The sequence below is a fragment of the Mycobacterium sp. Aquia_216 genome (assembly GCF_026723865.1).
GTDB lineage: Bacteria > Actinomycetota > Actinomycetes > Mycobacteriales > Mycobacteriaceae > Mycobacterium.
In genome coordinates this window covers 1,935,584-1,950,375 of sequence record NZ_CP113529.1, presented here as the reverse complement: position 1 = coordinate 1,950,375, position 14,792 = coordinate 1,935,584, and the positions used below count along the sequence as shown (strand labels likewise).

Sequence of the window (14,792 nt, the reverse complement as noted above, 5' to 3'; positions counted from 1 at the left end):
CCGAGCCACCCGAACGAGCAGGTCGCCGCCGTCATCTCCTCCGCGGTTCAAATCATCGTCCACGACACCGCAGAGCGCGCTACACAGCAAGATGATTGCTCTCAATTGGACCGTTCCGTCGCGACGTAGGACGTGGCGTATCGGCCCCCCGAGGCTCGGGGAAGCGGAGAAACGCCGGAACCGACGAATGTCTGACCACGAGTTGAAGTATGCCACGTTTACGTTACGATCGTCAATATGACAGCATATTGCATGCCTGCCAAACCCTGGTACCCACACCCAGCGCGCCGCCGCATAGGTGTTCGTTCAGTCCAGCGCCTTAGCACGCAGATGAGCGCACCGCGGGTGGTGCATATCTTCCGAAGAAGTGGCGTCGCAGCTTTCATCTGCGATCAGAGGCGCCGTCCAAATCTGGTTCCGTTCAAGCGATGTTGTCGCGATCGGGGATTCGACGCACGTCGCTCGAGTAGACCCGAGGGACAACCGTGAGCACAGAAGAGTGCTCGGTGCGGTCGATCATCACCACCTCGTGGCGGCGCGTCGCGATGACCGGACTGCGTCCATCGGCGTCTGTCGCTGATACCGAAATCGAGGCGGTGGACCTGGGCAGCAGATTCATACTCGCCTCCCGACCAGTAGTCGATGAGATAGCTGCTGAGCTCGTGGGAAGCCCCTATGCGGTCCTGCTCGCGGACCGCAAGGGGACCTTGACCGACCTTCGGTATGGCCAAAAGCCCATCCAAACCTTGCTAGAAGCCGGGGGCGCTATAGCGGGCCGTATTTTTCGTGAGGAGGTTACGGGAACGAATTCCATTGCAACGGCCCTTGAGATACGAAAAGGCTTGGCGGTGCGCGGCGAGGAGCACTATATCGAGTCGCTGAAGAGATTCAGCTGTTACGGCGAACCGATTATTCACCCGGTAACTCAGCGCATCGAGGGTGTCTTGGACATCACGTGCCTGGAGGAACACGACAATCCGCTCATAGCATCGCTCGTCCGGCGTTCTGCCCGGCAGATTGGTGAGCGTCTACTGGATCAGACGTGTGAAGCCGAAAAGTGCGTATTTAGCACCTTTAGACAAACAACAGCACACGAGAGATCACGTCCAGTGATCGCGGTTGGCGAAGACATCTTCTTGGCCAACGCCGCTGCGATGCAGATAGTTGAAGCGACTGATCACGCGACGTTACGTGCTATATCTCTCGATTTCGTCGACAACACGGAATTGATCAGGCATATCCAGTTGTGTTCGGGCCAGAGGGTAATCGCTTCGATCAACCCGATTCCGGGCACCGACGCCGCGGTCTTCTCGCTCAGCCCGGAGCGGTCTGAGCCGGCCCAGTGGCCCCCGAACGGCCGACGCCTCGACCCGGCGTGGACACTTATCTCCGGGGAGCCTGGGTCCGGCAGGACCACCACGGCGCACCAGGTCGCCGATGCATCCGCATGCTGGTTCGAAGCGGGAGACATCTTCGACATCGGTGAGCATGAGTGGGCGCGCCGACTCTCTGAAGCAGTCCACGAAACCTATCGCTCAGTCGTGATAGAAGCGATTGACGTGCTTCCAGAACGGTTAATCGCCCGAGTGTCCGAGCGGCTGCGGTCCACCCCCACCCGTGTCATATTCACGAGCAGCCCACCGGCTGGCCTTGGCCCAGCGCATGCGGCATTAGCCGCCCAAAGCCACGACACGATCGAATTGGTTCCCCTCCGGCAACGGCGTGCGGAGATTCCTGCGTTGGCCCACAACATTCTGAAGGGCTTCCACAACGGCGCTCAGATGCGTTTCACACCAAAGGCTTTAGAGGCTTTGGCGGCTCACCACTGGCCGGGCAACTTTCACGAACTCAATGCAGTTATCACCAGGGTGGCACACGCGCGCCGCGCGGGCGACATTACCGTCGATGACTTGCCCGCGGCTTATCGCTGCGGACTTCGACGTCGGCTTAGCCCCATCGAGCAGGCCGAGCGCGACGCGATCGTACATGCTCTCCGCACGTCCTCCGGGAATAAGAAAGCTGCTGCACAGACCTTGGGTATCAGCCGCACAACACTTTACAAAGCAATTCGGTCATACGGAATCCTCACTCCCTCAATGTAAACCGGTACCCGCCCGGATGACGACAGCGCGGACCGCAAAGGCTCAAAGAACGACACGCTTCTTGTTGCGCGAAGTCTCAGGCAGCGTCTTGCTCGGCTGCTCGACAACCCATCGGCCCCATATCTCACGCGGGTCGGGTATTTGCCTGTCGAAGGGATGGGTCAATCGCGTTTAACCGCCGCGCGCTCTTGAAACCGGGGTGGTCAGTTCAGACCTAGCATCCCAATCGCAATATCCCGCATCTCAGCTTTGCGGATCTTCCCACTGACAGTCATCGGGAAGTCCTCGACGACGTGGACGTAACGGGGAATTTTATAGTGCGCTAGCTTGTCAGCGCAGAAGGCGCGCATGTCCTCAACCGTGAGGGGCGCGGCACCGTCTCTCATACGGATCCAAACCATTAGCTCCTCACCGTACTTTTTATCCGGGACACCGATCACCTGTGCGTCGAGGATGTCTGGATGGCTGTAGAGAAACTCCTCGATCTCACGCGGATAGATGTTCTCCCCACCGCGAATCACCATGTCCTTGATCCGGCCGATGATGCTGACGTAGCCATCGGCGTCCATGATCGCCAAATCGCCCGTATGCATCCACCGCGCCGAGTCGATCGCCTCCTCCGACCAATCCGGCCGCTCCCAATAACCGATCATCACGGAGTAACCGCGCGTACACAGTTCGCCCGGTCTACCGCGGAGCACTGGAAGATTTGTTTCTGGATCGACGATCTTGATCTCAAGGTGTGGATGCACTGTACCCACAGTGGAGACCCGGCGCTCGATGGAATCGAGCGCTCTAGTTTGCGTGGACACTGGCGAAGTCTCGGTCATCCCATAGCAAATGGTGATCTCGGCTATTCCCATCCGTTCGATGACTTGCCTCATCACCTCTGCGGGGCACGGTGACCCGGCCATGATGCCGGTCCGCAGGCTGGTCAGGTCCAGGTCGTGGCATGCTGGTTCGGCCAGCTCGGCGATAAACATCGTCGGTACTCCGTAAAGCGAAGTGCACCGCTCTAAGGACACGGCCTCCAGCGTGGCTCGGGGTTCGAAGGATGGGGCTGGCATTACCATGCACGCACCGTGGCTCGTAGCTGCGAGATTTCCCATCACCATACCGAAGCAGTGATAAAACGGAACCGGTATACAAATTCGGTCGGCCTCGGAATAGCCGCAGATCTCGCCCACAAAAAATCCGTTATTCAGGATGTTATGGTGAGTCAGCGTGGCACCCTTCGGGAATCCGGTTGTCCCCGATGTGTACTGAATGTTTATGGGATCGTCGGCGCATAAGGTATCCATTACCGCCGCCAACCGAAGCGAGTCGGATCGCTGACCCGTCTCAAGCAACTCATGCCAGTCATCAGTTTGCAAGAGCACAACACGCTTAAGGGCCTCGCATCGTGGACGAACCTCATTGATCATGGCAGCGTAGTTCGAGCTCTTAAACGCCTCGGCGGCGATCAGCATGGTGATACCGGCCTGGTTGAGTACGTACTCCAGCTCGCGTGGGCGATATGCAGGATTGATGTTGACCAGGATCGCTCCGATCTTTGCCGTGGCGTACTGGATCAGAGGCCACTCCGCGCAGTTGGGTGCCCAGATGCCCACCCGGTCGCCCTTAGCGATTTCCCATTGCAATAGACCCATCGCAAGTGTGTCGACGCTTGAAACGAACTCACGATAAGTCCAGCGGCGGCCGCTCCAGCACTCAACGAGAGCCTCGCGATCGGGGAATAGTCGGGCCGCTCGATCTAGATTCTGTCCGATCGTTTCATACAGAAGTGGGACGTTGGCCACGCCCGAGGCATAACTTAGCTCAGTTGTCACGGGTGATGACGCCCCGGATGTTCTTATCGTCTCGCGGGTCCTGGTAGCCGTCGAGGTCGAGTTGGACATTCTCGAAGGGCTTACGTGATTCGAAGAACACTGCCGCTTTCGTCTTCATTGTCTTGCTCCTTATCCTTCGCCGAGTCAGTGCGAACCCGGGGCCGGTACTGCGTGGCGAAAATGCAAGCCTGTCTGCGCGTGGCGTCAGCGATATGATGCTGGAGAATCAGTCAAGTCGGGTGTCTAATATCCGAACATTGACTCACCTGCCCGCGTAGGTACGCACTGTGGAGCGCAGTCCGATACGCACGTCGAGGCGAACACGCGAAGAAATTACTCATGCTGGTCAGGGCCGAACTAGCCCGGTATCGGTATGCCGTTGGCTCCCGGGGGGATGTCTTCGCCGGCTGCGGAGATGAAGATGTTCAGCAGCTCGGTGGCCCCACCCCGTCTACAACGCTGAGTCCTAAGGTGTCTCGCAGTTTTTGGCCACGTTTCCTACCCACGCCGACCCTCGGCTGTAATGTACATTCTGCCTCCGACGGTGCCGCTGGTCGGCCGCCACCTCGGCGTAATCGGATCGCGCTCGCGCGTCGTTCCGCTGTGAGAAGTTGGGCGTCGAGGGCGGTCTGGGTTATTGCGGCGGGTTAGCCGGTGGTGGGTAGACGCCGCGCAGGATCCAGGGCAACCAGCGGATGCCAAACTCGAGTTCGTCGCTGGCGTCGTAGTCGGGGCTGGGATCGGGCGCCACATTTTGGCCTGTCGTGTTGATTGCGTGCTGCGGCTGCCCGTAGACGGCCACCACGACCGTGCGGTCGGGGCTATTTTCTGACCACACCCCCATCTGGCTATTCGCACAGGTGGACATGATGGCGAAATCAGCTGGGTTGGAATACCACTGCTTGATTAGCTCGACGCCACTGATGGCCAATGCGGGATTGATCGCCACCGTTTCAGCGACCTTACCCGGGTAGCCGGCCGCATTGGCGCGGTCTTGCGGGTTGGAGCCGTCGGAGCCGACGTCACCGTCAAGGGCGCGGTTGTTCAACACATCTCTGCTGTGCCGCTGCGCAGCGAGTTGCAACTGGGGGTTGGGGCTAATGTCGTTAGTGCAACCTGCCTGGTGCTGCACAGTGAAGACGTTGGCGATCACACCGTCGTTGAGTCGCTTGTTGTTGAGTACGAGCGTGTTGATGTCACCGTCGGCGTGCGCGACTGGGGCGCTCAGCAGGGTCCCGGCGGCGACAATTAGCGCAGACAAGCCCACTAGGCGATACTGCATCTCATCTTCCTCCTTCTCAGCCGCCGGTTGTCGGCGGGCGATAGTGCGCCGCGGAGTTGCGGAGTTGCCAAATCAGCGCGGGGCAAAGCAGATTGACCGCATAGGAAACGAGATAGTTCGCCGCGAACTCGTCGCTGGGACCGACGTCGCGTTTCGTGGCATCCAGTATCTGGGCGTAGCTGTCGCCTCGACTGACCTCGTCGCAGATGCCGTGGCCATAGCCGAGCGCGTCGTTGTCGGGAAAGCTGTAGTGGCGTCGCACGGTGACGTCATAGAGGTATTCGACCTCTGGTGCCGGCGCGCCGTAGGCGCGTGGAGTAGCGCAGAAAGTAAGGGCCAGCGCGGCTGTGGCCACCGCGCAGGCAGTCGCTCTTACTCTGAAGTCGGGCGTCGGCCGTTCCACTTTCGGCCTCACACGGGGGTGAAATCTGAGATGAGCCATCGTTGGCCAATCTTGTCCAGGATTACTCGCACGCTGGATGCGGTGCTAGTCGGGGGATCCTCGCCGACGGCGACGGTCTGATTGACGAACGCGAGGACCACGGCATGGTTTTCGGTCGCTGATACCGACGCCGCGGCCGGGACCGTGGCTACCGCTGAAATGTGCTTTTGTTTTGCACCAGGGATCACGACTTGGTTGACCAATGATGTGTAGGAATCGCGGAATCGGCCGGTCAAATGGTCCCCGGCCAGTCCGAGATCCTTGTCGATGGTGTCGGCCTTGTAGGAGAGCATCGCAATCGTGCTGTCGGTGGCTGCTCGCACGGATTCGCTGCGGGCGAGCGTGCTGTCACGGGCCGAGCCGTCCTGCCATTTCAAGTAGCCGGCGGTCACGGCCCCCACCAACGCCAACGCGGGCAGTATTCCGTAGGCGAGCGTCCGCCACCAGCGACCACCTCGCCGCACTTGCACAGGTGGGATGTCTGGCTCCTGGACCTGACTCGCGGCCTCGGTGCTCTCGCTGTTGTGCTGCACGTCGAGTGTTATTACCGGCTCAGCAGTGAATTCCGGCGCCGAGTCATTGTCGATGACGTCGTTCGCACGACGCGGATTGGGCCACCTCATGGCACGAACTCGACGTTACAGACCTTGGCGACGTCGCCGACCTTCTGCACCGAGACACGCATCCGCCACAACCGCACCGGCTGCTCGGCCGCAGCCGCACTCGAGGTATGCACCGATACTGCTACCAACACCTGCGCCTGATCGCCTTGCTGGGATTCCAAGCCTGCTTCGGTGATTGTGCCGACCGTCTTGGACTGTGTCTTGTTGACAACGTCGATGAACGGTTGGGAACGTTTTTGGAATTCTTCGTAGAAAGCGCCCGTCGAGGAATCCAGGATGCGCTTGATGTCGGCGTCGACCTCGGTGTAGCTGATAGTGGTCAAATTCAGTGCGCCTTGGCGACCGACCTCAAGAAGCAGGCTGCGCTGCTGCTGGCTTTGATGGTCTTGATGTAGTCGAAATCCAAGCCAGCCGATCAGCCCCGCAACCAACACGACAGCCGTCGTCGAGAGCGTAAGCGCCAGGCGGAGTTTCGATCCAGACTTCTCGGCAGAGGCGGGAGATGTCGTGGCCGCGTCGTGTTCGTCGTCGAAGGCCTCATCGCCGTCGAGCTCGGTTCCCTCGAGATCTACGCCACTACCGTCTGGGTCGATCCGATCGGCCGGCGCCGACTCGGTCACCTCCGCGGCGGCGGTGTCAACATTGACTGCCATGTCTTCTCCTTCGGTGCCGTTTGAGCCAGATCCGATTGGGTGTATTGATGTCCATCCGGTCCGAGATAGGTGCCGGTCGCCGGGTCATACCCGGCAGCCGGTATCGCGGCCGGCGGCGGGCTGGGTCCGAGTACACCAGCCGGTGGTGGTGTGCCCGGCGGCGGCTGCGGGATGTCCTGGCCTGTGTAGGTGGCGTTGGGATCGCCCTTCCAGTTGTAACCGTCATTGAGTGGCACGTATGGCTCGTCGCTTTCACACAACTTCACGGTCGGGGCACGCTTACCGCGGCGGGTTTCGCAAGGCAGGTTCCGCGCGCCGCGAACATTGAAAATGGAGTCTTGGGGAACGCGGCAGTAGATCTGACCGGGCGGACGAGCGGGAGAATCGACCTCACTTGGCGACCGCATCTGTTGGGCCGGCAGATATCCCGTGGTGCACGGGGGCGGTAAGTTCAGATTCAAATTGAATGACAGGTACAGGCCGCGGTAGGCCTGCTTCGTGTCACGGTTGGCGAGTCCAGCGCCCTGCATCATCTGCACCCCTGCGGGGAAGAGCACCAGGACCTCCTCGAGGTTGGGTTGGTAGACGAGTGCCACGTCGGCGAGACTGACCAAGTTGGCCATGATGATCGGCAGGGTTGGCCGCAGTCGGTCGAGTAATTGGCGCAGTTGGTCCGCGGCGGCGGGCCCATCTTTCACAATGCCTCTCACGGAGTCATTTTGGGCTTGCAGCTGGCCAGTGATCTGAGCGAGATTGGAAGCCCATGCCTGGATCGAATCCGAGGTGTCGACTTGGGTATCGAGGATTGGCTTGGAGTGGTCGACAACTGTGGTGAGCGCGTCCAGGTTCTTGCGGGCATCGATGGCCAAGGCGGTGCTCGATTTCACAATGCGCGACAATTCAGGGCCGAGACCACCGAAGGCGGTAAAGGATTCATCGATGGCGGTTTTGAGGTTGGCGTGCGGAATTGCCAGTAGACCGGTATTCGTCGCGCGAAGCAAGTTATTGATATCGGGGGGAACCGTCGTTCGGTCAGCGGGTATCACGCTGCCGTCCTTGAGGTTTGGACCGCCGGCACGCCTTGGTATGAGTTCGACGAAGTTTTCGCCTGCCGCGGTTTGGCTGTGCACCTCGGCATCGAGGTCGGCGGGAATTTTAACGGCCGACCGCAGTGACAAGACGGCATCGACACCGTTTGGGGTGAGTTGAACTGCGTCGACACGGCCGACTTCGGTGCCGCGGTAAGTGACGTTGCTGTTGGGGTAGAGTCCAGCAGAAGTGTTGAGAGCCAGCGTAACTCGGTATTGCCCAATACCAAACAGCTGACCGGGCAGTCGGAGGTATCCGAACATGACGATGCCTCCAGCCAGCAATGTGATCACTGAGAAGAAGGCCAGTTGCACCTGGACTCGCTTATTGAGATGCACGTTAGGGCCCCTGGTCCCGGTGATATGGAACGGTCAGCGGGTTGGCTGCGGTGTAAGGGCTGGGCAATTGGCCGATGGTGCGGCCCCACTGCAGCTCCAGCTCGGTCAAGTTGCCTTCCCAGCGTGTCCCGGTGAATAACGCCGAATCGATGCGGCTGAGCGTTAAGTCAGCGATGACGGTGAGGTTGCCGTAGTCACCACGCATCCACTTGGTCAGAGTGTCCTTGGGGAAGGGGAATGTTGTGAGCAGCCCCAGCGAACGGGTGAGGGCGGGTCCGGCATTGGCCAGCGATTCAAGCACCGGGCCGAGATCCTTGAGTTCTGAAACCAGTGCTTCTTTGGTCTGGCGGATGGAATCCGCGGCGATCGCGTTGAACTTCCCTAATTGGTCGACGGCTTCGATGAGGTCGTCCCTGTCTTTGTTCAACACCGCTAGTGCTTCGGGCAGGGTGTCAAGCGCCTTGTCCACCACAGGTTTTTGTGCGCCGAACTGTCCGACTAGCCGATTGAGACTGTCGGTGGCGGCGATGATGTCAGTCGTTTGATGATTGGTGCGGCCGATGAACGTCTCAAGCTGGTCCATCAAACTTCGCAGGTTGTCCTCGCGGCCACCGAATGCGGTACTGAGCGCTTTGGTGATGTCTTGGACCTGACCCAGCCCACCGCCGTTGAGCAGCAGCGAGACCGCCGCCAGGGTCTGCTCGGTGGAAGGATAGGCGCCACCCTGAGATAACGGTATTAACGAACCCTGGTGCAGCCTACCTTCGGGTGGTGCGTTCGTCGGCCGTCCCAGTTCGATGTGCAGTGACCCAAGCAAGCCGGTTTGACCGACCGAGATCGTGGAATTTGCGGGCATGTTCACGCCACCGTTGAGCCTGATCGTCAGCAACGCGTGCCAGGCTTGCCGTTCGATTCGGGTGACTGTACCGACGTTGACGTCACCGACACGGACACGTGAGTTCTCTTGAATATTGTTCACGTCCGGCATCTGGGCCTGGATGGTGAAGGAGTCGGGCCCGCGGCCCTGGGTGCCAGGTAGGGGAAGTGAGTTCAGGCCGTGCCAGTCGCATGCCGACGCCAGTGGCATCAGGAGAGAAGCGGTCACGAATGCAACGACACGGTGTGCGCGGGAGGTCATCATGATCCGCTCCCGGCGGGCACCATCATGCCCGATAGACCTGCAGCCGGATCGGTCTGCCTGGGTGAATTGACGGGCAAAACCGGTCCGTTGGTTGTCGCGTCGGTGGCAGGTGGCTGCGGGCCATCCGCCGGCGGAGTTGCTGACCCGGCCGAACCGGGCAAAGCGTCTGGCTTTGCCTGTGGCGGAACATAATCCGGTCGCATCCAGTCTTCGCTGTAGGTCATTTCATTTGGTCGCGCGGCGGCGCCGACGAAGGGATTGAGACCTAGAGGCAGGAAGTTGTACTGGCGGTTCTTGACGATCGGTGCCAGATACTGCACGCACAGCTTCGACGATTGCTCGGCGTTCAATCGCGATGCGGCTTGTATTGCGCCGCATAGGAAGCTAATCGGGTCGCTGAAGTTGTTCAACGCAAGTAGCCCGCTGAGAGTGCCTTGGGCAGGTTGATAGACGTTGATGAGGTTACCCAGGTTGGTCGGCGCGATGTGGAGCGCTTGTTTGATGTCGTCGAGACTGTCGGTCAAGGCCCGCGATATCGAGGCGAGTTTCTCCGAGGTTGTGCCCAAACTGTTGCGGTTATCGGCAACGAATGAAGTCACCTGGTTCACAGCGGAGTTGAAGTCCTTGACGGCGTTGGCGACTTCGTTGGGGTCGTTGGCCAGGAGTGCGGTGACCGACGCTAGGTTGTCGTTCAGTTGACGCATCAGGGTGGTGCTGTCTTGGAGAGCCGAGACCAGTGTGGACAGGTTCCTGACGCTGGTGAACGTGTCATCGCTGTGGTCCCCGAGCGACGAAAGCGCCTCGGAGAGTTTGATGATGGCATCGCGGATTGCCGGACCTTGCCCGCGCAAATTGTCGGCGGTGGTGTTGATGAAGGCGCCTAATGTACTGACTCCGCCAGGCTCTGTGGGCTGGAGGGTTTTGGTGAGGCGTTCCAATTGTGCGCGAAAGTCGTCCCATTCCACGGGAACGGCAGTGCGGTCTTCGTTAATGACCGCGTGGTCTGCCAGGGTGGGGCCAGTGCGGTAGGGAGGGGTCAGCTGGATGGCACGGGCGGTCACCAGGGTTGGTGAGAGGATCACGGCCTTGGCGTCGGCCGGTACTTTGTACTTGTCATCGACCCAGAACGTGATTTTCACTTGTATGGGTTGCGGTTCGATTGCCTCAATCTTGCCCACGTTGACACCGCGGATCCGGACATCGTCGCCGACGAACAGGCCGTTGCTATTGACGAAATAGGCAACGATGTTAGTTCGCGTCTTCGTCACCTCACGTAACGAAATAAAGCCTCCGCCAACGACTATCGCCACGAGTATGACAGCGAGAGCCACTCGAATCATGGATTGCCGCCGTATCATCGGCCCGCCTCCCTAGACGAGACGGCGAATGGTGGGTCATTTGGACCGAGGACGTCCATCGGGAAAGGGTTCGGTACATCGAAGGATGCCTGCCCAGGTATGGGTGGCGCGGGTGGACCAGGTGGCGGGCCTCCCGGCGGCGGGACCGGCGGCGGTTGACGGTAGGGGTAGCAAGAAGGGCCGGGTAGCGGTACGCCGGGCAGACCACATAGCTGATCGCCAGGGTTGCCTGTAATGGCGTCAGGCAGTGTCCGATTCGGCTCCCCGCCTTGGCCGGTGCGCGGGTAGGGCATCGGCAGCGGTGGCGTGCCGGGCTGACCTGTTTGGGGATCGTGGCGCTGGGAGGGTGCGAGCACGTGAGGGTCCAAGCCGAGATCTGAGAACGCGGCATCCACGAAAGGCTGAATGAACTGACCAGGGAACAGGTTCGCGAGATAGGCTTTGAAGAACGGGCCGGACGACACCGATTCGCCCAGCGCCATAACGTAGTCGTTGAATCCCTTGATGGATTTTTGCACCTGAACCTTGCGGTCATCGATGATCGCCAGAACGCTATTTAGCTTGTCCAATGCTGGTTTCAACGAGTCGCGGTTTTCCGCAATGAGGCCTCGGATCTGCTGGGCCAGAGCAGAGATATTTCCCGAGAGGCGATCCAATGCCGCGCTTTGCGTACGCAGTTGTGCGAGAAGGGCATTGGTGTCATGGACGAGTCGCACAATTTGATCGGCGCGCTCGGCTAACACACCTGTGGCCTTCCGCGCGTTGGTGAGCAACGTGCGCAGCTGCGCATCGCGCTCATTGAGTGTCTGTGAGAAGCGCGCAACGCCGTCAACGGCGACTTTGAGCTGAGGCGGGGTGTCGTGCAGCGTGTCGCTCAATGTTTGCAACGACTTTGACAGCTGCTCGGTATTAAGGCCGCTGATGGTTGCGGTGAGATCGCCGAGCGCGTCAGGCAGCTGATACGGGGAGGTGGTGCGCTCGATCGGGATGACGCCGGACAGGCGGCCCTTTCCGCGCGGTGTAACGGTCAAGATCTTATTGCCCAGCACGCCGATGGTCTTGATCGCTGCTTCTGTCTGCTCACCAAGGCGGATGTCTTCGGCCACTGTAAATGCGACCAGCACTCCGTGGGCTTCGAGGCTGATGCTTTTCACCTGTCCAGCCCGAAAGCCCGACACTTGCACTGGAGAGCCGGTCGTCAATCCACCGAGTTCGTCGAAGTATGCCGAATAGGTTGTGCCTGAGGAGAAGAAGGGCAGCTTGCTGTAATTGAAGGCGCCGACGATCGCGGTGATCAGTAGCGTCACACCGATGACGCCGATGACAATGAGGTTGCGTTCCCGGAATGGTTTCATCGAGGGGTACACCTGCCCGTGTCCTGGCCGGCGACCTTTACGTAGACCGGTTGGCCACCTTTGCCATTGACCTTCAGCACCAGGTCGCATAGATAGAAGCTGAAGAAGTCGCCGCTGATTGCCTGGCGGCCTAGGACCTGGTAGGCGTCGGGCAACGTGTTAAGCAGGTTGTCGAAGTAGTCGCGATCGGCAAGCACGGTTCCGGCTGCGCGGTCGGTTTCGCCGACCACTTTCTGTAACGGCGGTCGTGCCTGGCTCAATAGACCCGCGAGGGAGGCCGCGCCCTCGTTGGAGTAGGCCAGCGCGGTACTGAGGTCTTGCTTGCGGCCCTCGAGTGCATGCACGAGTTCTGAAAGGGACTGCACCGCCTTACCGAACTTGTCGCTGCGGTCGCCGAACGAGCCGAGCACCGTATTGAGGTTGACAACAACCTGGCCAATCAGGGCGTCTCGATCGGCCAATGTGTTTGTCAGACTTGCGGTCTGGACCAGGATCGATCCGATCGTGGCGCCCTGGCCTTGGAATGCGGCGATGAGCTGACTCGTCAGCGCATTGACTTGAGCTGGGTCCAAGGCCCGAAATAGTGGCCGGAATCCGCCAATTAGGGCATCGAGATCTAGGGCAGGCGCCGTTCGATCCAGCGGAATCGTGGCGCCCGGGGGCATCTTCTTGGTTCCACCTGCCCCTTCCTCTAGCGCCAGGTATCGACCGCCAATGAGGTTGTCATATCGAATCACCGCTTTAGTGCCTTCGGTTAGCACCACGGACTCGTCGGCGGTGAATTCGACCAGTGCCGTAGCGTCGTCTCTGATGCTGATGTGCTTGACTTTGCCGACCTCGACGCCGGCGATGCGGACGAAGTTGCCGCCCGCCAGGCCTGACACTGAAGTAAAGACGGCGTTGTAACTCTTTTCGTCCTGGAGTCGCAGTTGCGCAAAGATCGCGAGAAGCCCAAATGCACCCAAGACGCACACGATCACGAAGATCGACAGACGCACCACCAAGCCTGACAGGTTACGTCGCATGGTAATTCACCTCCTTCGTTGATCGTTCGACGTGGACATGTGGCCTGGCCTGGATCAGGGCGGTGGTCGTTGATCGGGTGGTGCGGTCGGGATTTCCGACGACGCTGAAGGTGGAGGCGGCGGCGGCTCGAACGCGTAGGTCGGTTGGGCCTGTGCCGGGAACGGAGGGCTGAACGGCTCCGCCCCGGGAGGTGGCGGCCCGGGTTCGTGCGGGCTGCCGGGTGGGGGTGCTGGCGGCAAACCGGGATAGAGCGGGGTTCCGTCCGGGCCGTAGAGCGAGGCCCCGTAGGGAGGCGCCCCGGGGTAGGGGATGGGTCCCGGCGCCGGCCCACCTGGGTGACGGATGCTGGGTGGTTCGGGAATCCCTCGGGTGACCGGGAAATAGTTGGCCCAACCGGGGAATCCGATTCCAGGGTTCGGGCGGATATCTACGCCACTGCCATAGCCGGTGTTGGTGACGAGATAACGCACCGGCCAGTTCTTGGCGACGTCGGGCAACGAGCCACAGCCCGGCTTACCGCCGGGTCCGCCCTTGGCGGCTGTGATCGGCAGATTCTGCGGGTATCGGTACGGGTCGTCGCCGAGGAGCAATGCTGCATCCATGATGACCGACTTGCCGTTATACCCTCCCGCATAATCCAACAGGCCCTTGTCCAGGGTGGTCTGGGCGCCTACGAGTAGGCAGGTCAGTTCGGGGTTGTAATTCATCAAGAGGTCGGCCGTTGGCCGCAGGGAGTTGAACCCCTTGATGAAGTTGTCTTTGCTTGGGCCCAATACGTTGATGCCGCTTTCGGAAAAGCCCGCGACTCCAAGCAGTAACGCGTCGAGTTGGCTGGCCTGGTTGGTGATGGTCACGCTGGTGGTGCTGACCGCAGACAATGTCTTGAGGATGTCCTGAGCGGCTGCGCCGTAGGTGTCGCTGACAGCCCTAACAGCGCGCCAATCGTCGCGGATGGCGTCGGTGCGTGGATTTAACGCCAAGAGAACCTCGTTGGCATCGGTCGTGGCTTCTCCGATGCGCTCGCTCTGGCCTCGTACACCTTCAGCCAGCGCGGAAAGTACTGCGTTCAGTTTGGCCGGATCGATCTGCTTGATGAGATTGACGAGGTTCTCGAATGCCGTGTTCACCTCGACGGCAACGTTTTGGGCCTTTAGTACCGCCCCGGCCGACAGCCGTTGCACACTAGCCTGTTTGGGGTAGACGAGGTCAACGAACTTCGCGCCGAACAGCGACGTGGAGTCGATGCGTGCCTCGACGTTGGCTGGAATGTAATTGATTTGGTCGGGATCGATATCCAATCGAAGACTTACCTGATTCAAGCCCCCTGTGACGGTGGCTACCCTTCCCACCTCGACGCCGCGCATCTTCACCTTGGCGTACGGTTCCATGACAAGCCCGGAGCGGTCCGAAGTCAGAGTCACCGGTACCGATGGCGTGAAGGATTGGTTGAATGCCGCGAGGCACACCCCCACGGCGACCATCACCGCGACAACCAGCAAGGCTGCCAACGCCTCCGAGGGAATCCGGGGTCTGTCCCTGCGCTTCGCCACCGCG

The 14,792-nt window shown here is 60.2% G+C and carries 13 protein-coding genes; 1 reads left to right on the top strand and 12 read right to left on the bottom strand.

Annotation, left to right across the window (positions count from 1 at the left end):
* The first annotated feature begins 485 nt into the window (after nt 1-485).
* Complete coding sequence (locus tag OK015_RS09235; protein ID WP_268130867.1) at nt 486-2,102, top strand: sigma-54-dependent Fis family transcriptional regulator; 1,617 nt, start codon at nt 486-488, stop codon at nt 2,100-2,102.
* A gap of 203 nt (nt 2,103-2,305) precedes the next feature.
* Here the strand turns inward: OK015_RS09235 and OK015_RS09230 are convergent, their stop codons facing one another.
* The 12 genes from OK015_RS09230 to OK015_RS09175 form a co-directional block, all read right to left on the bottom strand.
* On the bottom strand, nt 2,306-3,931 hold the full coding sequence (locus OK015_RS09230; RefSeq protein WP_268130865.1) for an AMP-binding protein: 1,626 nt from the start codon (nt 3,929-3,931) through the stop codon (nt 2,306-2,308).
* Nucleotides 3,921-4,049, bottom strand: a complete 129-nt coding sequence (locus OK015_RS09225; RefSeq protein WP_268130864.1) for a hypothetical protein — start codon at nt 4,047-4,049, stop codon at nt 3,921-3,923. Before OK015_RS09225 ends, OK015_RS09230 begins: the two co-directional genes overlap by 11 nt.
* A 516-nt stretch (nt 4,050-4,565) precedes the next feature.
* A complete protein-coding gene (locus OK015_RS09220; protein ID WP_268130862.1) occupies nt 4,566-5,213 on the bottom strand; it encodes a CAP domain-containing protein in 648 nt (215 codons plus the stop codon).
* A 16-nt stretch (nt 5,214-5,229) separates the two neighbouring features.
* Nucleotides 5,230-5,568: a DUF732 domain-containing protein gene (locus OK015_RS09215; RefSeq protein WP_434086260.1), complete on the bottom strand. Its 339-nt coding sequence runs from the start codon at nt 5,566-5,568 to the stop codon at nt 5,230-5,232.
* A gap of 56 nt (nt 5,569-5,624) precedes the next feature.
* Entirely contained in the window at nt 5,625-6,278 is a 654-nt protein-coding gene (locus OK015_RS09210) for a hypothetical protein (RefSeq protein WP_268130861.1), read from the bottom strand.
* A complete protein-coding gene (locus OK015_RS09205; RefSeq protein ID WP_268130859.1) occupies nt 6,275-6,931 on the bottom strand; it encodes an Mce protein in 657 nt (218 codons plus the stop codon). Before OK015_RS09205 ends, OK015_RS09210 begins: the two co-directional genes overlap by 4 nt.
* Complete coding sequence (locus OK015_RS09200) at nt 6,895-8,358, bottom strand: MCE family protein (RefSeq protein ID WP_268130857.1); 1,464 nt, start codon at nt 8,356-8,358, stop codon at nt 6,895-6,897. Before OK015_RS09200 ends, OK015_RS09205 begins: the two co-directional genes overlap by 37 nt.
* A gap of 1 nt (nt 8,359) precedes the next feature.
* Complete coding sequence (locus OK015_RS09195) at nt 8,360-9,445, bottom strand: MCE family protein (RefSeq protein WP_326498543.1); 1,086 nt, start codon at nt 9,443-9,445, stop codon at nt 8,360-8,362.
* Nucleotides 9,446-9,495: 50 nt separating this feature from the next.
* On the bottom strand, nt 9,496-10,857 hold the full coding sequence (locus OK015_RS09190) for an MCE family protein (protein WP_268130855.1): 1,362 nt from the start codon (nt 10,855-10,857) through the stop codon (nt 9,496-9,498).
* Nucleotides 10,854-12,212 (bottom strand): MCE family protein, encoded by a 1,359-nt coding sequence (locus OK015_RS09185; protein WP_268130854.1) that lies wholly within the window; start codon nt 12,210-12,212, stop codon nt 10,854-10,856. Before OK015_RS09185 ends, OK015_RS09190 begins: the two co-directional genes overlap by 4 nt.
* Nucleotides 12,209-13,237, bottom strand: a complete 1,029-nt coding sequence (locus OK015_RS09180) for an MCE family protein (protein ID WP_268130852.1) — start codon at nt 13,235-13,237, stop codon at nt 12,209-12,211. Before OK015_RS09180 ends, OK015_RS09185 begins: the two co-directional genes overlap by 4 nt.
* A 54-nt stretch (nt 13,238-13,291) precedes the next feature.
* Nucleotides 13,292-14,788 carry an MCE family protein gene (locus OK015_RS09175; RefSeq protein ID WP_442791226.1) on the bottom strand — a complete coding sequence of 499 codons (1,497 nt, stop codon included), beginning with the start codon at nt 14,786-14,788 and terminating at the stop codon, nt 13,292-13,294.
* Nucleotides 14,789-14,792: the final 4 nt, after the last annotated feature.